The sequence below is a fragment of the Desulfotomaculum sp. OF05-3 genome, from assembly GCF_003435535.1.
Classification (GTDB): Bacteria; Bacillota; Clostridia; order Lachnospirales; family Lachnospiraceae; genus Pilosibacter; species Pilosibacter fragilis.
The window spans coordinates 272,737-298,722 of the sequence record NZ_QWGO01000001.1; the positions used below are offsets into that span (position 1 = coordinate 272,737).

The following is a 25,986-nucleotide window of genomic DNA, read 5'->3' on the forward strand; positions in this document are numbered from 1 at the left end:
CCGCAGGGGCGGGTGCCTAACTAAAGACTACCCCGTTCTTTTTTAAGAACTTCTTTACATTCTCATCCCACTCGTTCTCTAACGTCCTGTCCAAGGTAAACTGCTTCATGGACGTCCCCGTAACGCAGATCATCTCGTGGTTCTCATACTGGATATTGATGTAAAGCCCGCCGACCTGATCCGGATAGATTCCCGGAACTTTCCCGGCCACGAACCGGTCCCTGGCGGATGGGGGCATTTGAAATACAATGCGGAAGCTCTCCGGAAGCCGTTTTCCCTTGATTAAGGAGTAGCAGACCGGCTTTAAGGTCTTCCACGAAGAGTACTCTTCGATCCTGTTTTCTTCCAGTTCCTCTTCGGAAAAATAGCCCTGACGGACCTTTCCGTCGATCGTGAACTGGTTGTAGGTCACGATCTCCGCTTCCCGCACCAGAAATTTATCAAAGATCTCCCCGATGAAAAGCCCTGCCGTAAACGCTTTCTGCTCTTCGATCTTTAATGCAACCATTATTTACCTCCGCATGTTATTTCCCTGATTATGTCTGGAACTTTTCACCTGTTCCATATCTGTCCTGCTTAAAATAGTTACTGTTCACGCTTTGCGCAAACAGTAACTGATTTTGCCGATGCTTCGCATTCCGAATCGGCAAAATCCACTACCACCACTGTATTGTACGGAATTTTCAGTTCAGAAAATTCCTACCCGTGTACAGTAACTTAAAATATACTCTTATGTCATTACAGCTGTGCGGACCTGGTGAATATTTTTAAGCTGTTAACTGTCTGTACCTTTACATATTGTTTCAAATATCTCGAAAAAGTCCGCCGATGTCCTCTCTCCATCTGTTATCGAGAGATTCTTCCACAGGCTGTCATCCTTCGCGAGATGGATCTTCGCCGCGTACTCCGAGTAGGTCTCGTAAAACACCTCATTCCTCTTCTCCCGGACCATCTCTTCCTTCCGGACCTTTGTGGCAGCTTCATCGTAGTCGTTGACGCAGCGCAGGATATAATATTTTCCATCCGCCTCGATCACATCGCTGATCTCCCCTGTGGCCAGGGCGTAAGCAGCCTTTTCGTAAGCCTCCGGTCTCAAGCCTCTGGAGATTTTCTTCTCGATCTCCTGATCCTCGGAGACCTCCTTTGCAACGGTCATAAAGTCGGTTCCTTCCATCTGGACTTTCTTTAACGCCTCATCCGCCTTGTCCTTATCGGAGAGCACGATCTCATCCACGGTGATGACCTTCGCCTCGCTGTCGCTGACTTCCAGGTTGACGCTGCCCGTCAGCGTCTCCACCAGTTTTTCGGTCTTCCAGTAGTCTTCATATAAAGATTCTACCACATCTTTGTCGATTTCGGAACTCTCCCCGGCGTTTTTCAGTTCTTTCATGTACTGAGCCGCTGCCTGTTTTGCCAGTTCCCGCTCTTTTCCGGAGAGCGTGACTTTTTCCTCGTCCGCCATGCGGCTCATGGTCTTTAATTCCTTTAAGAAATCATGGATCTGGGACAGCAATGTCTCCTCGAAGGTAGTTCCAGACTCGTCCACCACCGTATCCCAGATCTTGTCTGTATATAATTCTTCATAACGGAGCCGCTCCGTGGTGAAGATCACCATGGTCTCGGCTTTCCCGTACTCTCTTTCACTTTTTCTGCCAGAAAGCAGCGTTTCCTTCACGCCGCATCCGCAGACGACTGCTGCCGCGAGGACGACCGCCGCAAGCGTCCGTCCCCATCGGTTCCATTTTCCCATATTTCTGTCTCCACTTCTACACAGCGCCAAGTTCTTTCAATTTCTGGTACACTAAATGCACCGGAAGTCCCATCACATTCGCGTAGGATCCCTTTAATCCCTCAATATATCTCGCAAAAAATCCCTGGACCGCATAAGATCCCGCCTTGTCCATGGGCTCCTCGGAATCCGCGTACTCACGGATCTCCGCCTCTGTCATCGTGGACACGTTCACGTCCGTCTCATCGTAGAAAGAAACAACGGTATCTTCCTCTCCCGCAGTTCCTTTTTTCACGATGCACACGCCCGTATAGACCTGATGGCTGCGTCCCGCGAGTCTTTTTATCATCTCATATGCCTCTTCATGGCTCTTCGGTTTTCCGAGGATCTTTCCATCTGCCGCAACGACCGTATCAGATCCTAAGACTACCGCGCCTTCCGGCATATCTTCCGCAACATCAACGGCTTTCTGCTCCGCAAGGCTCATAACTACCACCGAGGGCTCATCCGATGTGATCTTCTCCTCCACGTGGCTCACGATGATCTCCGGGACGATTCCGATCTGCAGAAGCAGTTCTTTCCGTCTTGGGGAACCGGATGCCAGGATGATTCTCTTCTTTTCCATCTTGTTTTTCTTTCCTTTATGTCTTTCCTGCACGGACAGTTTCATACTCAAACTATCGCATTTTTCTATTTTATAGAAGAAAGAGGCGGTCTGACATAAGATCCAGCCGCCTCATCCTGTCCTAATCACTGATTTTTCCAGTAATTAGAAGCTTAATTTTTCCTCAAAATAGCTCTTTAACTCTGCGATCGGGATACGAACCTGCTCCATGGTATCTCTGTCACGAACGGTTACAGCTCCGTCTGTCTCAGAATCAAAGTCATAGGTTACGCAGAATGGCGTACCGATCTCATCCTGTCTTCTATAACGTTTACCGATATTTCCTCTGTCATCGAACTCACAGTTATAGTACTTGGAAAGCTCTGCATATACCTTCTCTGCACCCTCGTTTAACTTCTTGGATAACGGAAGGATACCAACCTTCACCGGTGCAATCGCCGGATGGAAGTGCATAACGGTACGCACATCTCCGCCCTCTAATTCTTCTTCGTCGTATGCGGAGCAGAGGAATGCAAGTGTCACACGGTCTGCACCAAGAGACGGCTCGATTACATACGGAATGTATTTCTCATTTACTTCATCATCAAAGTAAGACATATCCTGACCGGATACATTCTGATGCTGCGTCAGGTCATAATCGGTTCTGTCTGCGATTCCCCAAAGCTCTCCCCAGCCGAACGGGAATAAGAACTCAAGGTCTGTGGTTGCCTTACTGTAGAAGCAAAGCTCTTCCGGAGAATGGTCGCGGGCGCGCATCTCGTCCGGCTTGATGCCGAGATCCTGCAGCCACTTGATACAGTACTGTTTCCAGTATGCGAACCAGTCAAGGTCTGTACCCGGTTTGCAGAAGAACTCTAACTCCATCTGCTCGAACTCTCTGGTACGGAATGTGAAGTTACCCGGTGTAATCTCGTTACGGAAGGACTTACCGATCTGTCCGATACCGAACGGAACTTTCTTTCTGGATGTTCTCTGTACGTTCTTGAAGTTTACGAAGATACCCTGTGCTGTCTCCGGTCTCAAGTAAACCGTGTTCTTTGCATCCTCGGTAACGCCCTGGAATGTCTTGAACATTAAGTTGAACTGACGGATATCAGTAAAGTCATGCTTTCCGCAGCTTGGACACGGGATCTGGTTATCATCGATGTACTTCTTCATCTGCTCCTGGCTCCAGCCGTCGATCGGAGTCTCCGGCTCAACGCCTTTCTCTGCCATGTAGTCCTCGATGAGCTTATCGGCACGGAAACGCTCTTTACATGCCTTACAGTCCATTAACGGATCGGAGAAACCGCCGATATGTCCGGATGCCACCCATGTCTGGGAGTTCATTAAGATCGCGCAGTCAACACCTACGTTGTACGGGTTCTCCTGAATGAATTTCTTCCACCATGCGCGCTTTACGTTATTCTTAAGCTCTACACCCAGATTTCCGTAATCCCATGTGTTTGCAAGACCTCCGTAAATCTCGGAACCCGGATATACAAAGCCTCTGGATTTCGCAAGTGCTACAATTTTTTCCATTGTCTTTTCCATTGTGACTCTCCTCTTGATCTCTTTCTGTCCGTGCTGGTCTGCGCGGCAGAGTAATTCTTCTATTGTAACTGTCCAGCCCTTCAAACAGTGTTTTCTTACGGCCGGCGCAGGAAAACGCGCAGACCGGCTGAACAGTTTTTCACTATTTGAATATAATATAGGACGTTTCACCTTCCGGTGTCTCGGCCATACTTCCGTTAAGGGTCACACCCTCAGACACATACCGGACCTGTCCGTCTGTCTGGATCTTTGCGCTGCCCTTCACACATACCACATAGAGCTTTTTCTGTTTTGTTATATCCACAGCGGAGACCTCGGTATTCTCGTCTCCCGCCTTGTAGAACGTGGATCCGACGATATAGCCCTTTTCCACCCCATCCGGAACGGAAACGACATCCAGGCTCTCAATCCGGATCCCACTCTCAGTATCCGGATATTCCTCCGCGAAACGAAGATATTCCTCCGCATCCGGAAATGTGATGAGAAGCTTTGCGGTTCCGTCCTTCACGGTGCATTCCGCGATCTCAGCCTTTTTTTCGCTGCTTCCGGACTGATTTCCACTCTCAAACACGCCCAGCATTTCTTCTGCGTAAGCTTTTAATTCATCAGCACTGTAGTAATCATTCTCGTAAGTCTCCACATCTGCGCTGGTAACGGTTCCTTCCTTTGTGACATAAAGGCTGGTCTCCGTCGGGGCAAATGCGGTCGTTCCGTTTCCTCCGCCGCAGCCGTTTAAGGCAAGCGAAAGAAGGAGAATGGCTGCTGCCGTCTGTCCTTTTTTCATGAATTCCTCCTTATCCCTAAAAATCCGCAACGCTCCAGTACCTTCATCGTTACGCACGGATATTCCGGTATCTCCGACTGTACGAATAAGCCGCACAGATGTCCGCTATTTTTAAGGATTACCCTATTTATATACAAGAACATCCAAAATGTCAAGTGAATGGAAGGTTTTATCTACGAATCGCCGCTTATTTTCCGCTACGCACTTCGTAAATTCTTCCAGAACTTTCTCTGTGACCGTAAAGGTATAGAGCTTTTCCACCGGCGACGCAAGGACATACTCCCAGGTATAGATCGTGGAATCTTCCAGTCTTCCCAGAGGCTTTTCCATATACTCACCGTTGATCTCCATGAGTTTCAGTTCAAAGACTGCCCGCACAAGGCGATTGGGGATCGCGCTTTTCAAGAGCGCCCTGAGGGACTGATAGAGAAGCTTTAAGGTCTCCACTGCCTCCAGATTTTCTCTCCCGTAGTAGTCCGCAAACTCCAGAAAATAGGAGCCGTAACACGCCGCCTCCATATCCTCCGTGATCTCCCGGAAGTAGTTCTGTACATCCACAGAGACGAGAGAGTAGGCATCCCGGCCCTCATAGAGGGCAAACGTGCCGAATACAAAAGGCGCGGATGCCGCCATCAGCGTGCTTCCCGGTCTTCTTGCGCCTCTGGCGAAAGCCGTGATCTTTCCCCGTTCACAGGTCAGGATCACAAGTCTTCTGTCGTATTCGCCCGCCGGGGCGGATTTGATGACCATCCCGGTCAGAATCACCTGTTCTCTCATATCTTAAATGTCTTTCGAATTATAACCGTAGTTCTTCATGTAGAGCTCGGAATCTCTCCATTCCTTGCGGACCTTGACCCAGAGCTTTAAGTTGACCTTCGTGTCCATAAGGTTTTCGATCTCGATCCTGGCGGAGGTACCGATGCGTTTTAACATCTGGCCGCCTTTTCCGATGACGATTCCCTTATGGGACTCACGTTCGCAGATGATCGTGGCATCAATGTCAAAGATACCATTGTCACGCTCTGTCATGCGCTCGATGGTGACTGCGATTCCGTGGGGGATCTCGTCAGACATCATGCGGAGTGCCTTCTCGCGGATCAACTCCGCGGCGATCTGGCGCATCGGCTGGTCTGTGACAGTGTCCTCATCGTAATACTGCGGTCCCTCCGGCAGATACTGGAAGATCGTGTGAATCAGGGTATCCGTGTTTGTCTTCTTCATCGCGGATACCGGGATCACCTCTTTAAAGTGGTACGCGTCCTTATAGGTCTCGATAGTCTTTAAGATGTCCTCTTTCTTCACCGTATCGATTTTGTTGATGACGAGGATCACCGGCGTCTTTACCGTCTGCAGCACCTTTAAGATATGCTGCTCGCCGGAACCGATGTAGGTCCCCGGCTCCACGAGCCACAGGATCACATCCACCTCGCGGAGTGTGTGCTCCGCAACATTCACCATGTACTCGCCGAGTTTGTTTTTTGCCTTGTGGATGCCCGGTGTATCGAGGAAGATAATCTGCCCGTGTTCATCTGTATACACAGTCTGGATCCTATTTCTCGTGGTCTGCGGTTTTTCCGATGTGATCGCGATCTTCTGTCCGATCAGGTGGTTCATCAGCGTGGACTTACCAACGTTCGGGCGTCCGATCAATGTCACAAAACCAGATTTATATCCCTTTTTCATGAAATCTCCTTAATTCTTTTATATGTATCTCTCCCATACCGAATTGCTCCCGCATCTACGCTTCGCTCCGGTCGGTGCTGGACATGTGCCACCGGCACATAGCACCTTCAAAAGCATTCGTAATCCGCTCATTTTTCTTCGAAAAATGGCTACTTACTCATGCTTTTGGCGGGCCAAAAGGTCAAAACTTCTCCTGCAGGCAAGCCTGCGTCGAAGTTCCGGCCTTTTTTCCCTTGGTATTATGCAAACAGCGGCTTGATCTCCTTAAATATCTCGCTGTCTGCCTTGATCTTATCCTCATTTCCGACCACGCATACCGCGCCAGTCTCAAGGATCGCCTTCGTGATCGGTGCAAGGGCGCGGATGTCTTCCACAGTCGCGTTTAAGATCTCCTCGCGCTCCTTCTTCAGCATCTCGTCCGTCACTCCGGAATACCATGCGGAGAGTCCGCGGCTTCCCTGTAAGGACGGAGTCAGCGGTGTGTCGATATCGCTGATGGTTCCGATGACATATTTTGTCATGGTGCGCTCATCCGCCTCGAAGTTCTCCAGATAAGCCGGAATGCCGAGATAGATATCATCGCTCTTCTTCACTTCCGGATCGCGATAAGAGACAAAATATCCCTCGCCGGAACGTCCAATGCCGCTCATACAGCCGTAAGCGCCGCCCTTCACGCGGATGTTGATCCAGAGGTAATCGTAGCTCAGCATCACCTTCAGGATCCGAAGCGCGCCTGTGTAGGAATATCCGCTTCCCGCGAAGGTTCCACAGTGTGCCACATAGTTGACCTTTGAGGAAGAAGTAAATCCCTCGTTTAAATTCTCCTTCGGTGCCGTAAACGGATAGATTTTTCCGCTGCCCGCCGGAAGCTTCTCAGAGAGCTTCTTCATAGCATTCCCGAGGTAAGAGAATCCCTCGTCGTCCGCCGTGTAGCTGACGGTCATGTTCTCCCTTGTAAAAAGAGCTTCCATCACACGCTTCAGACCTGCGATGATCTCGCTCTTCTTCTCGTCAAAGTTCTTCGCACAGTCCTCCAGGAACTTAAAGTATCCAATCCCGCCTGTCATATCGTTATAGTAGGAGGTGTCAGAGAAGTAGGATGTGGCTCTCGCGACTGCCGCCGTGTGGCCGGATCCCATGAGTTTCATCTGGGACTTTGATTTTCCCTCGCTTAAGATCTCGTTTAACCGCTTCTCATCATCGAGAACAGAGCGGTTAATGATCTCCTCTAAGATCTCGAAGCCGAAGTCAAGCTTCTCGTAGAGCACTCTCGCGCTGCAGACAAAGACACCTGTGAAGCTTCCTGCCTTTGTGAGATCCGGGTAAGATGTCACGGAGAAGGAAATTCCACCGCTGTTTAAAAAGATCTCGCTGCTTAAATCGCTGTAGCTGTAATTTTTCGTATCCACATATCCAAGGACAGATTTTAAGAGTCCGAGATACGGCAGATCCTCCATCGGAATCCGGTCCGTGTTGAAGAGGACCTTCAGATAACCGATCCCTGATGTGAACATGTTGTGGCGGACCACTGTGATGCCGTCCAGCTTCGTCTCCTCGAAGATCAGTTTCGCCGGTTCCCTTCCGATCCCCTCTCTCGTGAGCATCGGGATCTTCTCGAGATCTTCCTTCGGTGACGGGGTATCCTGGTATTCCTTTAATTCCTTCGTCTGGCGTACCAGAGTCTCGATCTCCTCTTTGGAGAGACTGTCCTTATATTCTTTTAACTTTTTCGCCGTCTGCTCCTCGATCCGTGCGGTGAGGTTCTTCTTCGGGCTCGCGATCACAACAGCCTCGTACGGGTTGTCGAGAAGGTATGTCCTGATCAGTCCCTCAAAATATCCGCTGTCCGCGCCTTTCTTCAACGCCGCGAAGGTGTCCTCATACTCTAAGTGCATCATCGGATCGCCGCCGTAGAGCCAGCTGTCCAGGCACTGGAGACCGTACATGAGTCCCTTCGGCGTGGAGCCATAATCCGCCTCGCGGTACTGGAATTCATAGTTGTTGATTCCGGCTTTCAGGCACTTTTTGTCGATGCCGCCGTCCGCGAGCTTCTTTAACTCCGCCTTTACAATCTTTACGAACTCGTCCTTCTGCTCTCTCTCCGCGTTCTTCGCGATCACGGAGAAATACGGCTGTAAGATCCCATACTCGTAGCCGCCCATGATGTCATCGCCGATCCCGGCATCCAGAAGCGCTTTCTTAAGCGGCGCGCCCGGGGCATCTAAGAGCACATACTCCAGGATCTGGAATGCCACATACTCCTTCGGGGAGAGTTCATTTCCCGCCTGGGTATTGATGGAAAGGTAGGTCGCGTGGTCAAGGCTCTCGGACTCGGATACGGAGTAGAAGATCTCCCTCTCGATGGGTTCCTTGAATTTCTTCTGGATCTGGATCTCAGAATCGATCTCTTTTCTGTCGTACTTTCCGAGGTACTCCTCATCCAGCCATCTTAATTTCTCCGTCATGTCCATATCGCCGTAGAGGTAGATATAGCTGTTGGACGGATGATAATATTTATGATAGAACGCGAGGTAATCCTCGTAGGTCAGCTTTACAATGTCTTCCGGATCTCCGCCGGACTCCACGCCGTAGCAGGTATCCGGGAACATTGCCGTATGGATATAGCTGTCCAGGACGCTCTCCGGGGAGGAGAACACGCCCTTCATCTCGTTGTATACAACGCCGTTGTAGGTGAGCTCGCCTTCCGGATCTTCCAGCTCGTAGTGCCAGCCTTCCTGCATGAAGATTTTCTTCTCTTTTCCGATATTCGGGTGGAAGACCGCGTCCATGTAAACGTCCATGAGGTTCTGGAAATCAGTGTCGTTACAGCTTGCGATCGGATAAACGGTCTTATCCGGGTAAGTCATGGCGTTTAAAAAGGTGTTTAAGGATCCCTTGACGAGCTCCACAAATGGATCCTTCACCGGGAATTTATCAGATCCGCAGAGCACGGTATGCTCGATGATATGCGGAACGCCGGTGCTGTCTGACGGCGGCGTCCGGAAACCGATGCAGAATACTTTATTATTGTCCTCGTTGCTCATGAGGAAAATATTTGCGCCTGTTTTTTTATGCTCTAAGATCATACCGTCGGAATTCAGTTCCGGGATATGTTTTACCTGCCGAAGCCGGTACGCGTCAAGGGCTTTGACTGATTCAATCTGGCTCTCCATATCTGAATGTCCTTTCTGTTGTGCTTTAGGCTATAGTTGTAACCGGATCGCTCCGCACTTCGTGCTTCCACGTCTGCGCTCCGCTCCGGTCGGTGCTGATCATGTGCCACCGGCACATAGCACCCTCAAAAACATTCGTAATCCGCTCATTTTTTCTGCGAAAAAATGGCTGCTTACTCATGTTTTTGGCGGGTCTCAAGGTCATGCCCTCTCCTGCAGGCAAGCTTGCGTCGGATTCCTGACCTTGATGCCCTTATTTACATATTTCCCACAAATTTATCTTTTAATATCGCAAAACACTCTCTGACACAAAAATGTGCAAAAAGCACCGGATCCGACTTCGCGGAAATTCCGCTGACATTCGGGATTCCGACGTGTCTTGCGATTCCTTTTGCCCGGAGTTCGTGGAAATTGCTGGTGAGGATGCCCACGCGGATCGTGATTTCCTCATCCGGCGGAAGAAGGTAACCGTATTCCGCCATGGCCGCGCGCAGCGTTGCCCGGCGGAGACGTTCTCTTTCCGTAATCAGAATCTTACTGTATACCATATTTTCGTAAGTGCTGCGGGACGATTCCTCTAAGAGGAGCTGGTAATCCGGCACCCCACGGCTCTTCATATATCGGTACATAGCGGATGCCTCTGTCACATCCTCATCATCGCCCTGTCCGCCGGAAAGAACGAACACCGTGTTCGGATGATAGGCCGCGTACTCCACCGCCTTATCCAGGCGCCGCTCCAGGGTGCGGCTGATCTTGTTTCCGCGCACCTGGGCGCCGAGGACGATCACGTAGTTCACACTCTCCTTCTGGAAGGAGATAGCGCTGAAACCCATCATGAGTTCCACCACGACAAAAATAAAGGCGATGGCTGAAAAAAACGTGATCACCGCCACTTCCAGCTGCACCGGAATCTTGTCGCGGAATCTCGGGTAAAACTTCATCACCGCGGCCGCGGCAAAAAATCCCAGCGCCAGTATGATCCAGATCGCCGAGAACGAAGTTCCCGCGCCGGAGTAGATCACGATCACGCCGTAATAAATGAGGCATAATATTCCAAGGATGCCAAAAACTACCGCCACAATTATGCCTCCTTTCCAGTCTTTCACATTATTATCTGCAATTCTGTCAACTCTGAAAATGTTTCCCTCCAGCCCCGCAGGATCCCAGCCAGCTCTGTGTGCTGTGAACATTTCTACTCAGGGAATCGCCACCCGGTAATCTCTTACTCTGCCTCTTTCTTTCGCAGAATATCGTACTGCTCCACTTCCCCGTCCAGGTCGATGTAGAGGACCTGTTTCGGATGCGGTGCGCTCTCCTGGCTCTCGCCTTCCTCGGTGTAGATGCCGCGGACGAGGGCGGAAATATTTCTTCCGTCCGGTTTCATGATCTCGATGGTCTCACCGACGGAGAACTTATTCTTCTGCTCGATCTTCGCGAATCCTCTCGCATCGCGCTCTTCCGCAGTTCCGAGATAGATATAGTTCTTTACATACGTGTTGCTGTCGTAGATCTGGGTCTCGGACGTCGGTTTTCCAAAGTAAAAACCTGTGGTAAACTCACGGTAAGTGCACTTTCCGATCTCTTCCTTGTACCACTCCATGTTCGCTTTATATTTCTCCGGATTCTCCAGATAGTCATCGATGGCTTTGCGGTAGGTCCTGGCAACTGTTGCCACATAGAGCGCCGTCTTCATGCGGCCTTCGATCTTAAAACTGTCGATTCCGGCGTCGATCATCTCCGGCACATGCTCGATCATGCAGAGATCCTTGGAGTTGAAAATATAGGTTCCTCGCTCATTCTCGTATACCGGCATATACTCGCCCGGTCTCGTCTCCTCCACAACGGAGTATTTCCAGCGGCACGGATGGGTACAGGCACCCTGGTTCGCGTCGCGGCCCGTAAAGAAGTTGCTGAGCAGGCATCTTCCGGAGTAGGAAATGCACATCGCGCCGTGGATGAAGCTCTCGATCTCCATGTCCTCCGGGATATGCTCCCGGATCTCCTTGATCTCCTTTAAAGATAACTCTCTGGCGGAAACCACACGCTTTGCGCCGAGCTCATGCCAGAAGAGATATGTTCCATAGTTTGTATTGTTCGCCTGGGTGCTGATATGGATCTCTATATCCGGGAGTACCCGCTTTGCGATGGTGAAAACACCCGGGTCTGAGATAATGAGAGCGTCCGGACGGATCGTCTTTAACTCCTCAAAATACTCCTCAACACCTGCAAGGTCGTCGTTGTGCGCGAGAATATTCGCTGTGATATACACCTTTACGCCGTGGTCATGGGCAAATTTGATGCCCTCCATGATCTCTTCGTTCGTAAAGTTTTTCGCCTTGGCGCGGAGGCCGAATGCCTCACCGCCGAGATATACAGCATCAGCGCCGTAGATAACGGCTGTCTTTAAGACATCAAGGCTTCCTGCCGGAATCAGAAGTTCTGTTTTTCTCATAATTCATCCTTTCCAAATGTTCAACCGGTCTGCACACCCGCTGCGCTGACCGCATGAAACAAGTCCGCCTCTATTTTGCCGGACCGCTTCCTTTTTTCACACTGAGCGCGACCCCGTCGCCCACCGGCAGGATCGAAGTCTCGAATTCATCCATATGTTTTAACGTATATAAATACTCCCGCATCCGCTCGTGGATCGTCCGGTCACGGCGCTCCACCGCGTAACGCGATTCCATGATCGTTCCGTCCTGGAGGACATTGTCAGACATTAAAAGTCCGCCATCCCGCAGAAGGCGCAGGATATCCGGCAGCCAGTTGATGTACTGGCCCTTTGCCGCGTCCATGAAGATAAAATCAAAGGAGCCGGAAAGACCCGCAAGGATTTCCCCGGCATCGCCCTCCAGCAGCGTGATTTTTTCTTCCATCCCAGCAAGGCGGAAGTTTTCCTTCGCCTCCGGGATCCTCTTTTCATATTTTTCAATGGTCGTGATCCGGCACTCTTTTGGCATCACCGATGCCATCAAAAGTGCCGAGTATCCGACCGCAGTTCCAACTTCAAGGATCCTGTTCGGAGCCACCAGCGTCACCATCGTCTTTAAGAGCGATGCTGTCTCCCTGCGGATGATCGGAACCCTGTTCTTCACAGCATTCTCAGCGATCGTCTCAATAAGCGGTCCGTCTCCCTGGGCCAGGGAATTTATATAAGTCGTAAGTCTGTTCTCCGTGATCATGATTTTGTGTCTTCCTTCGCGGTATCGTCCGGATTTTCCTTTAAAATATTGATCAGCTCCTTGGAATCCTTCGAGGTGTTTAACTCGTAGGTTCCCGCGTTCACTTCATATCCATAGCATTTTGCCTGGATCGTAAATGTGCGGGCATCGCGGATCAGACCGGCTTTCTTTAAGATCTTTCCGACCTCTTCCACCGACTCATCCCCGTCCAGTTTGATACTCTTTTCTGTTCCAGGCTCTGCTTCCATTGCCGGCGCGTAGAAGATCCCATGTCCGAAGGAGTAGGCGCTTCTCGCCCCCGTAACAATGAGTACCGCAGCGAGACCGTACAGGATGATCCTTCCGGATGTGCTGATGACAAACAGGCTGATTTTGTTGATTTCTCTCGTTATCTTGCTCATATCATTTCCCTTGCAGGTAGCTCCGCCGTGTATCTTCTTGTTTTCATGTGCATGAAAACAAGAAGTCGGGGGCGTTCCCCCCTATACTGAGCTGTGCCAAAAATTGCTTATGCAAGCAAGCTTGCAACACAATTTTCAGCCCAGCTCGGTGCACGGCTAACTGGGTTCATTTAAACTTCCATGATGATCGGAAGGATCATCGGGTTTCTCTTGATTCGTTTCCATAAGAAGTCGCTTAAGCTGTCACGGATGATGTTCTTGATCTTGCCCCAATCAGACACGTGACGCTCTAAGCAGTCTGCCACAGCCTGATCCACGATTGCCTGAGCCTCTTCCATCAGATCCTCGGATTCACGCACATAGACAAATCCTCGGGATACGATATCCGGTCCGGAGAGCAGCATATTGGAATGCTTCTCCAGCGTCAGGACAACGATGATGATGCCGTTCTGGGCAAGATTCTGACGATCGCGGAGTACAATGTTTCCGACATCTCCGACGCCGAGTCCGTCAACGAGAACACCGCCGGACTGTACATGATCGATGACGTCCGCTCCGCTCTCACCGATCTCAAGCACGTCTCCTGTGTGGAGCATCACAACATTCTCCTTCGGGATTCCAAGAGAGATCGCAAGCTCCTTCTGTGCCATTCTGTGGCGGTATTCGCCGTGGATCGGGATCGCAAATTTCGGGCGTACTAACGCGTAGATCAGCTTGATCTCCTCCTGGCAGGCGTGTCCGGATACATGGGTATCCTGAGAGATGACCTTCGCGCCCTTCATAGAGAGCTCGTTGATCACTCTGGAAACAGCCTTCTCATTTCCCGGAATCGGTGTGGAGCTTAAAACGACCACATCGCGCGGAGTGATGGAGACCTTTCGGTGCATGGAGGATGCCATTCTGGAAAGGGCTGCCATGGACTCACCCTGGCTTCCTGTTGTAATGAGGACGGTATCCTCCTCCTTATAATTCTTTAACTGTTCAATATCCACGAGCGTTCCATCCGGGATATTGATATATCCGAGCTCCTGGGCAGTTCCGATGACGTTGACCATGCTGCGGCCTTCCACAACGACTTTTCTGCCGTACTTGCATGCGGAGTTGATGACCTGCTGGACACGGTCCACGTTGGAAGCGAATGTCGCAACAATGATACGGTTCTGCTGATGCTCCGCAAAGATCGCATCAAAGGTCTTTCCGACGGTTCTCTCGGACATGGTAAATCCAGGACGAATCGCGTTTGTGGAGTCGCAGAGAAGGGCAAGAACACCTTTCTTTCCGAGCTCTGCCAATCTCTGGAGGTCTGTCACATCGCCGAATACCGGAGTGTAGTCGATCTTGAAATCACCGGTATTTAAGATGATTCCCGCAGGTGTGAATACCGCAAGGGCAGCCGCGTCCTCAATGGAGTGGTTCATCTTGATAAATTCTACGCGGAAACAGCCGAGATTGATGGACTGTCCGTGCTTTACGACCTTGCGCTTTACGCTGCGCAGCATGTTGTTCTCTTCGAGTTTATGGTCAATTAAGCCCATGGTCAGCTTTGTCGCATAGACCGGCGCGTTCACCATTTTTAACACGTACGGAAGCGCTCCGATATGGTCCTCATGACCGTGGGTAATAACGAATCCTTTTACTTTCTCATAATTATCTTTTAGATAGGTCACATCCGGAATGACAAGATCGATTCCAAGCATGTCATCACTGGGGAATGCAAGTCCGCAGTCCATAATGATGATGCTGTCGCCGTACTCGATGGCTGTCATGTTCATTCCGATCTGTTCCAGTCCCCCGAGAGGGATAATTTTGACTTTGCAGTCTGCTGTATCATTCTTCACGTTCTTCACGATTCATAACCTCTTTCTTATTTTCATTCTTCGTCCTGCATTCACTGCAAAGTCCATAGAGCTTTACCTCGTGGTTTGTCACGAGAAAGCCCAGTTTCTCCATAACCTCCTCTTCCAGACTGTCCAAAAGGTCTGATTCCAGGGAATACACCTTTCCGCAGCCGGTACAGATGGCATGGTGGTGGCGGTGTCCCGACGCGCTTTCTTCACCGTTCAGCTCATACCGGGTAAAACCGTCATCAAATGTGACTTTGTCGATTACATGCAGGTCTAAAAGGACCTGTACGGTCCTGTATATCGTAGCCAGTCCGATCTCCGGGCTGTTTACTTTCGCTAAATCATAAATTTCTTCCGCAGTCAGATGTTCCGCTGGATGGGACGCAATAATATCAAGTACCATCATACGCTGATTTGTTACTTTGAGTCCTGCCTTGCGCAGCAGTCCTTTTACCGTTTCGTCGTTCATTTTCATTGTCCCCCAACATCTGTCCTCCGAAAACCTTCCTGCTGCCAGCGTTCTGCGCAGACAGCAACCGGTCCTGCATTCGATCAGCTTCTTTTCCAAGCACCAGGCCCGCCTTTTTCCCGTCATCCAGACGGGCAAGTTTCCTGACTGTCAATACGATTATTTGTCTGTATCTGTGTATTAAATGTTTGTTTTCTGCTTTTTGTACGTGCTCTACTGTTTCTCGAGATCCACGTCGTCAAGAAGCTCCGCGAAGATCTTCATGAGACCTTCCAGCTCGTCCTCATCTTCCACGAACTCATAGAGGGCATCAGACTCGTCTGCGCCGGACATATCCTTTAAGATATAGCAGTCGCCTTCCTCGTCGTCATCTTCCGCGTCTGTGACAAGAAGATAGTTTGCCCCGTTTAATTTTGTCTCCTCCACAACATAGAATTCCAGTGTCTGGTCATCGTCGACCAATGTGATTTTTCTCTCTTCCATACATATTCTCCTGTCTCTGAAAAATGTGTAACTTTTCAAGACCTTCACTTACAGAACCTTCCACCGGCAGCTTCTTCCGGATGCACGGCAGCGGTTACATGTACAGTAACGAAAAGTTCTCAGGTATCGTTTCGTATTATTCTTTTTCCTTCGTTTTCAGGCAGTCCAGATAACCCTGTAAGATCAGCCCCGCAGCGACTTTATCGATCACCGCTTTTCTGTTCTCGCGGCGCACTCCGCTCTCCATCAGGATCTGTTCCGCAGCAACGGTCGTGAGACGTTCATCCCAGTAATGCACCGGAAGTCCGGTACGGCGCTCCAGCATTTCTCCGAAAGCTTTCGTCTTTTCGACGCGCTCTCCTTCTGTATTGTTCATATTTTTCGGAAGTCCCAGCACGATCTCCGTGATCTCGTACTCCGCGATCAGCTCCTCGATCCGGGCGCATGTCTTGCGCAGTTTATTCTCGTCCTTGCGCTCGATGGTCTCGACACCCTGTGCCGTCAGAAGAAGTCCGTCGCTGACTGCGACTCCCACGGTCTTTGAACCGAAATCCAGTCCGAGTATTCTCATAACGTATATTATCCTATCTGTTTTTCCTCATAGCAAAACCAGCCGGTGATTCCCGGCTGTCTGCATATTCTTTCTTATCTTTCCCGGAAACTAGCGGAGTCTCGTATCGATATAATTCTCCATCAGTTCTTCCAGGATCTCATCACGTTCCACCTTCATGATCAGGCTTCTTGCGCTCTTGTAGCTTGTAATGTAGGTCGGATCACCAGACATGATATAGCCGACGATCTGGTTGATCGGGTTGTATCCCTTTTCCGTGAGCGCCTCGTAAACCTCACGGAGGACCTCACCAACCTCCAGTTTTTTATCTTCCTGTACCGCTTTAAAATATTGTGTATTACTGATATCGCCCATAAATATCCCCACGTCCTTCGACGGCTGTCCCGCGCTTTTCGCGCAAAGCCACCCCTTTTGTTGCTATCCTTATTCTACTCTACTTTCATATTTTGTGCAATATAAAACTTACTCGCCCAATTTAACGCTGTTTTTCATTTTCAGCCAGAAAATCGGGACTTTCAACACTGTTTCACGGCATTTTGGGTGCCAAAAATACTTATTTTTCCTTCAGAAGCAGAATCTCCTCTGTCAGGAAATCTCCAAGAATGCCCGAAACGAACGTATTTTTCAGTGTTTTCGGATCACGTCCGTCGAGACGGATCGCTGCCTTCACATATTCCTTTGTATATCCGGTCATGTAGACCTCGTCATTGATGGTCACCGGTTCCTCCAGAAGGATCTCCTGTCCTGTTCCGACAAAGGAGCTTCTGTACTCCCCGGACATCTTCTTCTCGAGTTTTAAGAGAACGGCGCTGCGCTCTTTCTTCACCGGCTCCGGCACCTGGTCAGGCATCCGGTCCGCGCGGGTTCCGGCACGTCTGGAATACGGGAACACATGCATCTCGTAGAAGTGAACTTTTTCGAGGAATCTCCTTGTTGTCTCAAAGTCCGCATCCGTCTCTGCCGGAAATCCGACGATAACATCCGTCGTGATCGCCGGATTCCTGAAGTGTTTTCTTAAGATCTCACAGCGGTCCGCATATTCCTCGCAGGTGTAATGGCGGTTCATGCGCTTCAGGGTATCGTCGCATCCGCTCTGCAGGGACAGGTGGAAATGCGGACAGATCTTCGGAAGCCTGGAAAGCTCCGACGCGAACTCTTCTGTGATGACACGGGGCTCTAAGGAACCAAAACGGATCCGCTCGATTCCGTCGATCTCATGAAGTCTCTTAATCAGTGTCAGAAAGTCGATTCCCTCATCCTTGAAATCGATGCCGTAGGAGGTCAGGTGGATTCCGGTGAGAACGATCTCCTTGTAACCTTCCTCTGCCAGGATCTTTACTTCCTCCTCCACATCCTCCGGCCGGCGGCTTCTGACGCGGCCTCTCGTATACGGAATGATGCAGTAGCTGCAGAACTGGTTGCAGCCGTCCTGAACCTTGATGAATGCACGGGTGTGCTCCGCCTGTTTGTTGATGTGAAGTTTCTCGTACTCGTTGGATCCCGCAAGGTCCGTGATGGACTCCCGGATCTCTTTTCCGGCAAACCATGCCTCCAGAAGCGGGACAAGGTCCGCCTTGCGGTTGTTTCCGATGATCAGATCAACAGCGGCATCCTCTCTCAGTTTGTCCGCCGCCGCCTGGACATAGCATCCTGCCGCAACTACCAACGCGTCCGGATTCTTCGCCTTCGCGCGGTGCAGCATCTGGCGGGATTTTTTATCTGCAACATTTGTCACGGAACAGGTGTTGATGACATAGACATCCGCTTTCTCCTCAAAGCTCACGATCTCATAGCCTGCAGCCTCCAGAAGCTGTTCCATGGCCTCCGTTTCGTATGCATTTACTTTGCAGCCAAGATTATGCAGCGCTGCTTTTCTCATATTCAATCTCCTTGTAATTACTGGGGTGATTTCTCTGCCATGCCATGTTTCCGTCCTCAAAATTTCAGAATCATATCATGTGCAAAGCTTGTTTTTTATTCAAGATACCTCTTGACTTTTCATGCATGTCCATTTAGTATGAAGATAGGTTTTTTTATTACCAGAATCAAAAAATATTCGAATATTGGGAGGAACACTGACATGAAAACCGTTAAAATTTCTTTAAACTCCATCGATAAAGTGAAATCTTTTGTAAATGACCTTACCAAGTTTGATACCGATTTCGACCTTGTTTCCGGCAGATACGTCATCGACGCAAAATCCATCATGGGTATCTTCAGTCTGGACCTTTCCAAGCCGATCGATTTAAATATCCACGATGGCGGAAATACAGAAGAGATCCTTACTGTACTTGCTCCGTATATCATTGAAGCATAAGAAAGTGTTTTTAAAAACTGCCGGAAACTAAATTCCGGCAGTTTTTTACGCGTGCAACGAGCCAAAGTCCATGCTTGCATGAGACCTTGGCGTTGCTAAGCGCCGGTGGCGCTTGTTTAGCAACGACCGAAACGGAGTGTAGATGCCGCGATAACTTGAGAAGCTCGCAAAGCGTGCTTCTCATAGTTTCCTTTTCCGCCAGTTTTTTCCGCACCGCATAACATCATTTTCCATGCTGCGGCACATTTCAGTCCAACTGGGAATCCCAAACCGCATTTTAGATGCAGCGGATCACTTCTCTCGTCTCCAGTGCTGTCTTCATCAGCTCGTCGATCTTCTCATCCAGCTTTTTCTCGGAATTTTTGATCTTCTTTAAGCTCGGCTTTGTGACCGGATGCTTTGCGACGAAGATCGTGCAGCAGTCCTCGTACGGAAGAACCGATGTCTCATAAGTACCGATTTTTAAAGAGATATCCACGATATCCTGCTTGTCGAAGGCAATGAGCGGTCTCATAACCGGGAGCTCGCATACTTCGTTTGTGACAGCTAAGGACTGCATCGTCTGAGATGCGACCTGACCGATGCTCTCGCCGGTGACAAGTGCCAGACAATCATTCTCCTTCGCGATCGTCTCTGCGATCTTCATCATATAGCGGCGCATGATGATCGTAAGCTCGTCATGCGGGCACTGATCGTAGATGTAGAGCTGGATATCGGTAAAGTTGATGATATTCAAGCGGATCGGTCCCGTGTATTTCGCAACAAGCTTCGCGAGATCAACGACCTTCTGTTTTGCGCGCTCGCTCGTATACGGCGGCGCATGGAAATAGGTCGCATCGATGGTCACGCCGCGCTTTGCGATCATCCAGCCTGCAACCGGGCTGTCGATTCCGCCGGATAATAACAACATGGCACGTCCCGCTGTTCCGATCGGCATTCCGCCCGGTCCCGGGATCGTCTCGGAGAAGATATTGATCTTGTGGCGTACTTCCACACGGAGCAGCACATCCGGTGTGTGGACATTGACCTTTGTCTCCGGGAATGCGTTTAAGATCACCTCGCCGAGGTCACGGTTGATCTGGTCGGAAACTACCGGATACTGCTTGTTGGCGCGTCTCGCAACGACCTTAAAGGTAAAGTTCTTATTCTCATAGGCATCGTCAATATATTTTACGACCTGTGCCTTCAGGTCCTCATAACCGTTGTCTTCGATCTGAACCATCGGGCAGATCCCGACGATACCGAATACATGCTGAAGAGCATCGATCACCTCATCGTAATCGAAGTCTTCTGCTGCCTCCGCGTAGATTCTTCCCGCCTCTTTTGTGACGGAGAAATTGCCTTCCAGATTCTTTAAACGGTGATGGATCTGTTTTACAAGGGCATCCTCAAAGAGGTAACGGTTTTTTCCCTTTACGCCGATCTCTGCGTATTTGATTAAAAATGATCTGTATTTCACGGAATATCCTCCATAGGATCCTGAACTTTTTGCGATCGGCATTTTCCCGCCGTCCGCCGCTGTTTCAGGATATTTTTCTTAGTGACTGACCGGGAATTCTTCGTTTTCCCGCCAAGTGTTGTATATGATCTTTATGCTCTCCGATATCTTCTGAGCATCGGCACAAGTTCATTCAGTACTTCCAGACAGTAATCCACTTCCTCCTCAGTATTAAATGCACCGAAGGAGAAGCGAAGCGTGGAATCCAGCAGGGAATCCTTCACGCCGATCCCTTTTAAGGTTCCTGACACACCCGGATGATTGGAGGAGCATGCGGAGCCGGAAGAAACATAGATTCCCTTATCTTCCAGCGCATGGAGCAGTACCTCTGCCCTCACGCCCTCAAATCCTGCCGCAACGATCTGCGGAGCGCTGTCCCGGCCGGTAAGACCATGGACTGTAACGCCGTCCATCGCCTGAAGACCTTTTACCATGCGGTCCTTGATCGCATAGAGCTTATCGATCTTTGCATCATGATCTGTATAAACCATCTTTGCTGCAAGTCCGAGACCTGCGCATCCCGGAACATTCTCGGTGCCGGAGCGCATGCCTTTCTGCTGTCCGCCGCCGTAGATGATCGGTTTGATCTTTACCTTCTCATCAATATACAGGAAGCCGGTTCCCTTCGGGCCGTGGATCTTATGTCCGCTGGCTGATAAGAGGTCGATGCCCTGTTTTTTCGGACGGATCACATATTTTCCGTAAGCCTGGATCGCGTCCACATGGAAGTAGGCGGACGGCTTTTTCTCCTTGATGATCTTCGCGATCTCCTCGATTGGTTCTACCGCTCCGATTTCATTGTTTACATACATGACGGACACAAGGATCGTATCGTCGCAGATTGCCTCCCGGAGCGCGTCTAAGGATACATGTCCGTTATGGTCCACCGGCAGGTAGGTCACGCGGAAGCCAAACTCCTCGAGGAACGCTGTCGTATTGTAGATCGATGCATGTTCCACGCAGGAGGTGATGATGTGGTTTCCGGCGCGCTTATTTGCAAGCGCCGTTCCGATCAGCGCCAGATTGTTGGACTCGGTTCCGCCGGAAGTGAAGAGGATCTCCTTATCCTTCACTTTTAAAGTCTTCGCGATCTCCTCACGGGCAGTCTTAATATAATTTTCCGCCTCCACGCCTTTCATGTGTCTGGAGGACGTATTGCCGTAGTCCACGGTCATTGTCTCCGCGACGATGTCGCGCACCTCGTCGAAGGCGCGGGTCGTCGCGGAGTTATCAAAATAAACTTCTCTCTTTTCCATGAGTTTTATTTACTCCCAGTCTGGACCGGCAAAACATTCTCCATATTCATATACCGGTCTTTTTACTTCTTAAAATTTACCCTTTATAGCATAATGCTATTTTCAACTTTTTTGTAATCGTTCAGTTATTCACAGTTATAATTAAAAACTCATCCTGAATTTTTCTTCGGTCTGCACTGAAATTTTTACTTCATGATTCCAGTAATAATCCCACAGCCGCCATCACAAACATTCCGGCCGTTTCCGTCCTGAGGATTCTCTTTCCGAGCGTCACCGGCTTCACCCCGGACTGCATCGCAAGCTCCACTTCCCCGTCCGAAAATCCGCCTTCCGGTCCGATAAAGATGGACAGGCTCTGTCCCGGTTTTAAGCTCCCGATGAGTTCTCTCGTAAGTGCCATTCCGCCCGCTCCCGGAAGACTCTCAGAATCTTCGTAGGGAATGATCGCCAGATCATCCAGCGCTGCCGCCTCAATGGCCGCCTTAAATTTCATCACATTTCCAATTTCCGGAACAATCATGCGCTTCGACTGTTTTGCCGCGCTCTCGGAGATCCCGTACCAGCGTTTTCTCTTCGCTTCCTCTTTTTTCGCATCAAGCTTCACCACCGCGCGGTCGGTGTCCACCGGAACAATCTTTGTGACACCCAGTTCTACACATTTCTGGATGATAAATTCCATTTTATCTGCTTTCGGAAGTCCCTGATACAAGGTTACTGTTACAGGAAGCTCCGTATCGTCCACTTCCTCCGGCAGGATTTTCGCAAGGACTTTATCCGGGAAAAGCTCTGTGATCTCACAGAGACAGTTTGTGCCCTTACCGTCGCTGAGCAGGAGCTTCTCCCCCGGCTTCATCCGCAGTACGTTCTTAATATGATTCACATCGGGACCGGTGATCACGGCCTCCGACTCTGTAAAAAATTCTGTTTCCGTAAAAAAATGGTACACTATTTCTTCCTCGCTGTGAAGGATACCCACTCGCCCTGTCTTGTCACTTCGATGATCTCGAAGGCATCGTTCGCCTCAAGTGCTTCGCGGACGGCCTGTTCCTTCATATCAATAATGCCAGAGCTGATGAAGATTCCGCCTTTCTTTAAGTGGAACGGAACCTGTTTCTGGATCATGATGATAATGTCGGCAAGAATATTTGCAACAACAATATCGTAGCACTCATATCCCGCCGCATCCTGTGTTGCCTTATCGTCGATGATATTTCCCTGGATCACACCGAACTTCTCCTCCGGGATATCGTTGGCTGCAAGATTTTCATGGACTGCGGTGATGGCGTTCTCATCGAGATCCGTTCCAAATACATACTCCGCACCAAGCTTTAACGCAGCGATTCCGAGGATTCCACTTCCTGTTCCGAGGTCAAGGACCTTTACGCCCGGCTTTACATACTTTTCGAGCTGGCGGATACAGAGCTGTGTCGTCTCATGTTTTCCAGTTCCAAACGCAGTTCCCGGATCGATCTGGATCAAAAGCTTGTCCTTATGCTCTTCCGGGATCTCCTCCCACGTCGGCTTGATCAGGATATGATCAACCGTAAACGGTTTGAAGTACTGTTTCCAGTTGTTGATCCAGTCCTTATCGTCCGTCTCGGACTCTGTGATCTTCGCGGTACCGATATTCACGAACTGGCGAATCTCCTCGAGTCCCTCACGGACTGCCTTTAACTTTTCTTCCGTATCCTCATCCTCATCTAAATAGAAGCTGACTCTCGCGGTACCGTCATCCGGCGGAAGCTCCGGGAGAATATCGATGAACATTCCCTTCGTCTCGCTTTCGGTAAGCGGTACGTTGTCCTCGATCTCCATTCCCTCGATTCCGATATCATCAAACATGCTTCCGAGATAATCCACCGCATCCGTGGTCGTCTCAAGCGTAAATTTTTTCCATTTCATATATCATTTCTCCTTCTATGTTCTTTTGCCTGTCCAGGATCAGAACTTCCCGCTGCTCTTTCACGTTCTTCGACCATCATTCCGATCTTTGGTTCCAGACTCACCGCACATATGCCCGCATCCAACATGGACGCAGACGAAATCACATGATATCATAACATAGTTTTCCGGGGTTTGCAAGGTGGGAAAATGCTGAAACAGACCAGGGACAGGTTGAGCTTCCTGTCCCTGGTCTGCTTTTCGCAAAATAAGGTTTGGGGTATAACAAACATAAAGTATAGAGGTCTTCATTATGAAATGAATTGCTGCTGAATTCTCCCCGGGCATTTGACCGTCCGGGAAGACAGCAGTTCTATTTCCATGCCTGATTTAGTCAAACGTCTCTGCAAATAAACCCACAGCGGCTTTTCGACCAACTCCGCGCATAGCGAACTGTCAGTATATGATCTGGATTACGGCTCGTAAACGTCGTCGATGATCTCGAACTCTTTTGCCGCGAGAGTCTTCTCAACCCATTCTCTCTTTGCTGTGCCGTTCTTTGCAGCTGCGAGCTTGCTCTCATCTGCTGCCTGGAACTTCTTTGCGTCCTCTAAGATCTGCGGAGCGTCTTTTCTCGGGATAACGATAACGCCATCCGGATCAGCCAGGATGATGTCTCCCGGGTTTACGCTGATTCCGCCGCAGGATACCGGTACGTTAACCTCACCTGGTCCCTCTTTGTACGGACCACCCGGTGTTGTGCCTGTGCAGTATACCGGGAAATCCCATTTTCCGATCTCATCGATGTCACGGATCGGTCCATCAAGAACAATACCTGCGATCTTTCTGTCATAACGAAGATAAGCCATCATGATCTCGCCCATAAGGGAACGTGTATCATCTTCCTCGTTGGACACTACGATAAAGTCGCCTTCCTGAGCAATGTTTAATGCTGCGTGAAGAGCAAGGTTGTCACCGCCTCTTGCCTTAACGGTGAGTGCCGGTCCGACTGCCATCTGCTCTTTCGGCTGGCTTACAAGGCGGATTCTCGGATTCATCGCCGCGTTTCTTCCCATTACATCACATGTGTTGGATGCCGGAATGTTCTTAAACTGCATCATAACCTCTTTGTCCGGCATGTGTCTCTTTAAATAGATTCTCTTACCTACTGCCATTTTGTAATCTCCTTTTCCTTGGATTTTTATGTGGTTGAGATCGCTTCTTTTGCTCTCTCATCTCTTTCTGATCATATTGTATCGCAGGTCTATAACAATTACAAACAATGTATTTATTTGCTTTTCACAATATTTTTTTGTTATTCACTTTACATCCCGATAAACAATATATATAATGAAAGTATTGGCGGAAAATCCGTCTTTTCGCAAAACGCTGTTTTACAGTAACTGTTCAGTAGGTCCTCGCAGGTGCTGTGGGCCAGTGGCACACAGCCAGCACGGACCGAAGCGCAGCGTAAAACGCTTTAAAATGGATTTTTGCTCGCAGCTATGAAGGCACTGAATCGTTACATCCTGCAAAAGATAGAAGGGGTCTTTTTATGAATTTACTTAGTTTGTACTATTTCGTTGAACTTGCCAAAGAGCTTCACGTCACCAACACAGCTCAGAAGCTCTATATTTCCCAACAGAACCTAAGCCAGCATATCCAGCGTCTGGAACAGTATTACGGTGTCCCTCTCTTCCACAGAAAGCCAAAGCTCGCCCTTACCTATGCAGGGGAACAGCTCTACGCTGTCGCCGTAAAAATTCTTGCCGAGGAACATGAATTCCAGAACCGTCTCGCCGACATCTCCGAAAAAAGCATCGGCAATCTGAAACTCGGGATCCCAGCCTACCGCGGACAGATCTGCCTCCCGGAGATCCTGCCGAGATTCTACGCGAAATGGCCGAATATCAAGATCGAGCTCTGCAATGAATCCTCCAACACAATGGAAGAACGTCTCTACAATGGGGAACTTGATATTTTTATCGGTGTCATGTATCAGGATAATCCCAAACTGGAATCTTCCACTCTTCTGACCGACCATATTTACCTGATCTGTTCCGACGAGCTTTTGCAGCGCCACTATCCCGATTCCTGGCAGACCTTAAAAGAAGGATCCTTAAGCGGCGTGGAACTGGCACATTTTTCAAAAATTCCGTTCCTGCTCCCAGCCTCCTCCATGAAGCTTCGAAAAACTCTGGACCAGTGTTTCCTCGACGCAAAGGTAAAGCCGAATATCTTTCTGGAGTCGCAGACCACAGAACTGTTCATGTCCCTGTATCCGCATAATTACGGGGCATTCTTCTGCACCCAGATGCGTCTTCCGATGCTCTTAGCTGCCCACCCAGATGCCAATGCGTTTCCGCTCGCGCTGAAAAAGTCACTGATCAACCACCGGCTGGTCCTTGCCTATCACAAAGAACGTTTTCTTCCAGAGTATGCCCATGATTTTATTGAGATCACGAAGGATGTGTTTGATGGGATCGCGGAGGTTCGGCCGCATTAGCAGCTACACCCAATCCCCTGTCATGTATCATATATTGATAGGGGATTCTTT

At 49.7% G+C, this 25,986-nt stretch carries 25 protein-coding genes; 2 read left to right on the forward strand and 23 right to left on the reverse strand.

Going from position 1 to position 25,986, the window contains the following annotated elements; genetic code table 11:
* Positions 1-16: 16 nt before the first annotated feature.
* The 18 genes from DXA87_RS01205 to mtaB all read right to left on the reverse strand — a co-directional run bounded on the left by DXA87_RS01205 (position 17) and on the right by mtaB (position 18,356).
* Positions 17-508: a DUF5721 family protein gene (locus DXA87_RS01205; RefSeq protein ID WP_021905303.1), complete on the reverse strand. Its 492-nt coding sequence runs from the start codon at positions 506-508 to the stop codon at positions 17-19.
* A gap of 267 nt (positions 509-775) precedes the next feature.
* Positions 776-1,750: a peptidylprolyl isomerase gene (locus tag DXA87_RS01210; RefSeq protein ID WP_117503033.1), complete on the reverse strand. Its 975-nt coding sequence runs from the start codon at positions 1,748-1,750 to the stop codon at positions 776-778.
* A gap of 16 nt (positions 1,751-1,766) precedes the next feature.
* Positions 1,767-2,354, reverse strand: a complete 588-nt coding sequence (locus DXA87_RS01215) for a Maf family protein (protein ID WP_165860005.1) — start codon at positions 2,352-2,354, stop codon at positions 1,767-1,769.
* 144 nt (positions 2,355-2,498) lie between these two features.
* On the reverse strand, positions 2,499-3,887 hold the full coding sequence (locus DXA87_RS01220) for a glycine--tRNA ligase (protein ID WP_117503034.1): 1,389 nt from the start codon (positions 3,885-3,887) through the stop codon (positions 2,499-2,501).
* Positions 3,888-4,029: 142 nt separating this feature from the next.
* Positions 4,030-4,671, reverse strand: coding sequence for a hypothetical protein (locus DXA87_RS01225; protein ID WP_117503035.1), 642 nt, complete (start codon positions 4,669-4,671; stop codon positions 4,030-4,032).
* 123 nt (positions 4,672-4,794) lie between these two features.
* Positions 4,795-5,448 carry a DNA repair protein RecO gene (recO, locus tag DXA87_RS01230; protein ID WP_015555001.1) on the reverse strand — a complete coding sequence of 218 codons (654 nt, stop codon included), beginning with the start codon at positions 5,446-5,448 and terminating at the stop codon, positions 4,795-4,797.
* Between the two features lie 3 nt (positions 5,449-5,451).
* Positions 5,452-6,354: a GTPase Era gene (gene era / locus DXA87_RS01235; RefSeq protein ID WP_117503036.1), complete on the reverse strand. Its 903-nt coding sequence runs from the start codon at positions 6,352-6,354 to the stop codon at positions 5,452-5,454.
* A gap of 239 nt (positions 6,355-6,593) precedes the next feature.
* Positions 6,594-9,527 carry an insulinase family protein gene (locus DXA87_RS01240; RefSeq protein WP_199537893.1) on the reverse strand — a complete coding sequence of 978 codons (2,934 nt, stop codon included), beginning with the start codon at positions 9,525-9,527 and terminating at the stop codon, positions 6,594-6,596.
* Between the two features lie 257 nt (positions 9,528-9,784).
* Positions 9,785-10,606 carry a YdcF family protein gene (locus DXA87_RS01250; protein WP_242994033.1) on the reverse strand — a complete coding sequence of 274 codons (822 nt, stop codon included), beginning with the start codon at positions 10,604-10,606 and terminating at the stop codon, positions 9,785-9,787.
* A gap of 143 nt (positions 10,607-10,749) precedes the next feature.
* Positions 10,750-11,979, reverse strand: a complete 1,230-nt coding sequence (locus tag DXA87_RS01255) for a U32 family peptidase (RefSeq protein ID WP_117484172.1) — start codon at positions 11,977-11,979, stop codon at positions 10,750-10,752.
* Positions 11,980-12,049: 70 nt separating this feature from the next.
* Positions 12,050-12,709, reverse strand: a complete 660-nt coding sequence (locus DXA87_RS01260) for an O-methyltransferase (protein ID WP_117470599.1) — start codon at positions 12,707-12,709, stop codon at positions 12,050-12,052.
* Complete coding sequence (locus DXA87_RS01265; RefSeq protein WP_015555007.1) at positions 12,706-13,110, reverse strand: endolytic transglycosylase MltG; 405 nt, start codon at positions 13,108-13,110, stop codon at positions 12,706-12,708. The genes DXA87_RS01260 and DXA87_RS01265 overlap by 4 nt, the downstream gene beginning before the upstream one ends.
* 170 nt (positions 13,111-13,280) lie before the next feature.
* Positions 13,281-14,948 carry a ribonuclease J gene (locus DXA87_RS01270; RefSeq protein ID WP_117470657.1) on the reverse strand — a complete coding sequence of 556 codons (1,668 nt, stop codon included), beginning with the start codon at positions 14,946-14,948 and terminating at the stop codon, positions 13,281-13,283.
* Positions 14,938-15,423 (reverse strand): Fur family transcriptional regulator, encoded by a 486-nt coding sequence (locus DXA87_RS01275; protein ID WP_181968271.1) that lies wholly within the window; start codon positions 15,421-15,423, stop codon positions 14,938-14,940. The genes DXA87_RS01270 and DXA87_RS01275 overlap by 11 nt, the downstream gene beginning before the upstream one ends.
* 213 nt (positions 15,424-15,636) lie before the next feature.
* Positions 15,637-15,906: a DUF1292 domain-containing protein gene (locus tag DXA87_RS01280; RefSeq protein ID WP_015555009.1), complete on the reverse strand. Its 270-nt coding sequence runs from the start codon at positions 15,904-15,906 to the stop codon at positions 15,637-15,639.
* 136 nt (positions 15,907-16,042) lie between these two features.
* Positions 16,043-16,477, reverse strand: a complete 435-nt coding sequence (ruvX, locus tag DXA87_RS01285) for a Holliday junction resolvase RuvX (RefSeq protein WP_117484173.1) — start codon at positions 16,475-16,477, stop codon at positions 16,043-16,045.
* Between the two features lie 90 nt (positions 16,478-16,567).
* Positions 16,568-16,831 carry an IreB family regulatory phosphoprotein gene (locus tag DXA87_RS01290; RefSeq protein ID WP_021905317.1) on the reverse strand — a complete coding sequence of 88 codons (264 nt, stop codon included), beginning with the start codon at positions 16,829-16,831 and terminating at the stop codon, positions 16,568-16,570.
* A 199-nt stretch (positions 16,832-17,030) separates the two neighbouring features.
* Complete coding sequence (gene mtaB, locus DXA87_RS01295) at positions 17,031-18,356, reverse strand: tRNA (N(6)-L-threonylcarbamoyladenosine(37)-C(2))-methylthiotransferase MtaB (RefSeq protein ID WP_117503038.1); 1,326 nt, start codon at positions 18,354-18,356, stop codon at positions 17,031-17,033.
* Between the two features lie 201 nt (positions 18,357-18,557).
* Between mtaB and DXA87_RS01300 the strand changes: the two genes are divergently transcribed.
* The gene (locus DXA87_RS01300; RefSeq protein ID WP_015555013.1) at positions 18,558-18,794 is read left to right on the forward strand and encodes a PTS HPr component phosphorylation site; all 237 of its coding nucleotides are present in this window, start codon (positions 18,558-18,560) and stop codon (positions 18,792-18,794) included.
* A 277-nt stretch (positions 18,795-19,071) separates the two neighbouring features.
* On the opposite strand, the gene thiI is transcribed toward DXA87_RS01300, so the two are convergent.
* The 5 genes from thiI to DXA87_RS01325 all read right to left on the reverse strand — a co-directional run bounded on the left by thiI (position 19,072) and on the right by DXA87_RS01325 (position 24,604).
* Complete coding sequence (thiI, locus tag DXA87_RS01305) at positions 19,072-20,253, reverse strand: tRNA uracil 4-sulfurtransferase ThiI (protein WP_117484213.1); 1,182 nt, start codon at positions 20,251-20,253, stop codon at positions 19,072-19,074.
* A 131-nt stretch (positions 20,254-20,384) separates the two neighbouring features.
* Positions 20,385-21,548 carry a cysteine desulfurase family protein gene (locus tag DXA87_RS01310; RefSeq protein ID WP_015555015.1) on the reverse strand — a complete coding sequence of 388 codons (1,164 nt, stop codon included), beginning with the start codon at positions 21,546-21,548 and terminating at the stop codon, positions 20,385-20,387.
* 190 nt (positions 21,549-21,738) lie between these two features.
* Positions 21,739-22,494: a 16S rRNA (uracil(1498)-N(3))-methyltransferase gene (locus DXA87_RS01315; RefSeq protein WP_117503039.1), complete on the reverse strand. Its 756-nt coding sequence runs from the start codon at positions 22,492-22,494 to the stop codon at positions 21,739-21,741.
* Entirely contained in the window at positions 22,494-23,450 is a 957-nt protein-coding gene (gene prmA / locus DXA87_RS01320; RefSeq protein WP_021905322.1) for a 50S ribosomal protein L11 methyltransferase, read from the reverse strand. Before prmA ends, DXA87_RS01315 begins: the two co-directional genes overlap by 1 nt.
* Positions 23,451-23,902: 452 nt before the next feature.
* Positions 23,903-24,604, reverse strand: a complete 702-nt coding sequence (locus tag DXA87_RS01325) for a demethylmenaquinone methyltransferase (RefSeq protein ID WP_021905324.1) — start codon at positions 24,602-24,604, stop codon at positions 23,903-23,905.
* 380 nt (positions 24,605-24,984) lie between these two features.
* Between DXA87_RS01325 and DXA87_RS01330 the strand changes: the two genes are divergently transcribed.
* A complete protein-coding gene (locus tag DXA87_RS01330) occupies positions 24,985-25,935 on the forward strand; it encodes a LysR family transcriptional regulator (protein WP_117503040.1) in 951 nt (316 codons plus the stop codon).
* The last annotated feature ends 51 nt before the right edge of the window (positions 25,936-25,986 follow it).

Coding starts and splice junctions, on each gene's coding strand:
- DXA87_RS01205 (WP_021905303.1), bottom strand. CDS start 508: ATGGTTGCATTAAAGATCGAAGAGCAGAAAGCGTTTACGGCAGGGCTT.
- DXA87_RS01210 (WP_117503033.1), bottom strand. CDS start 1,750: ATGGGAAAATGGAACCGATGGGGACGGACGCTTGCGGCGGTCGTCCTC.
- DXA87_RS01215 (WP_165860005.1), bottom strand. CDS start 2,354: ATGGAAAAGAAGAGAATCATCCTGGCATCCGGTTCCCCAAGACGGAAA.
- DXA87_RS01220 (WP_117503034.1), bottom strand. CDS start 3,887: ATGGAAAAGACAATGGAAAAAATTGTAGCACTTGCGAAATCCAGAGGC.
- DXA87_RS01225 (WP_117503035.1), bottom strand. CDS start 4,671: ATGAAAAAAGGACAGACGGCAGCAGCCATTCTCCTTCTTTCGCTTGCC.
- recO (WP_015555001.1), bottom strand. CDS start 5,448: ATGAGAGAACAGGTGATTCTGACCGGGATGGTCATCAAATCCGCCCCG.
- era (WP_117503036.1), bottom strand. CDS start 6,354: ATGAAAAAGGGATATAAATCTGGTTTTGTGACATTGATCGGACGCCCG.
- DXA87_RS01240 (WP_199537893.1), bottom strand. CDS start 9,527: ATGGAGAGCCAGATTGAATCAGTCAAAGCCCTTGACGCGTACCGGCTT.
- DXA87_RS01255 (WP_117484172.1), bottom strand. CDS start 11,979: ATGAGAAAAACAGAACTTCTGATTCCGGCAGGAAGCCTTGATGTCTTA.
- DXA87_RS01260 (WP_117470599.1), bottom strand. CDS start 12,709: ATGATCACGGAGAACAGACTTACGACTTATATAAATTCCCTGGCCCAG.
- DXA87_RS01265 (WP_015555007.1), bottom strand. CDS start 13,110: ATGAGCAAGATAACGAGAGAAATCAACAAAATCAGCCTGTTTGTCATC.
- DXA87_RS01275 (WP_181968271.1), bottom strand. CDS start 15,423: ATGAACGACGAAACGGTAAAAGGACTGCTGCGCAAGGCAGGACTCAAA.
- DXA87_RS01280 (WP_015555009.1), bottom strand. CDS start 15,906: ATGGAAGAGAGAAAAATCACATTGGTCGACGATGACCAGACACTGGAA.
- ruvX (WP_117484173.1), bottom strand. CDS start 16,477: ATGAGAATACTCGGACTGGATTTCGGTTCAAAGACCGTGGGAGTCGCA.
- DXA87_RS01290 (WP_021905317.1), bottom strand. CDS start 16,831: ATGGGCGATATCAGTAATACACAATATTTTAAAGCGGTACAGGAAGAT.
- mtaB (WP_117503038.1), bottom strand. CDS start 18,356: ATGAGAAAAGCAGCGCTGCATAATCTTGGCTGCAAAGTAAATGCATAC.
- DXA87_RS01300 (WP_015555013.1), top strand. CDS start 18,558: ATGAAAACCGTTAAAATTTCTTTAAACTCCATCGATAAAGTGAAATCT.
- DXA87_RS01310 (WP_015555015.1), bottom strand. CDS start 21,548: ATGGAAAAGAGAGAAGTTTATTTTGATAACTCCGCGACGACCCGCGCC.
- prmA (WP_021905322.1), bottom strand. CDS start 23,450: ATGAAATGGAAAAAATTTACGCTTGAGACGACCACGGATGCGGTGGAT.
- DXA87_RS01325 (WP_021905324.1), bottom strand. CDS start 24,604: ATGGCAGTAGGTAAGAGAATCTATTTAAAGAGACACATGCCGGACAAA.
- DXA87_RS01330 (WP_117503040.1), top strand. CDS start 24,985: ATGAATTTACTTAGTTTGTACTATTTCGTTGAACTTGCCAAAGAGCTT.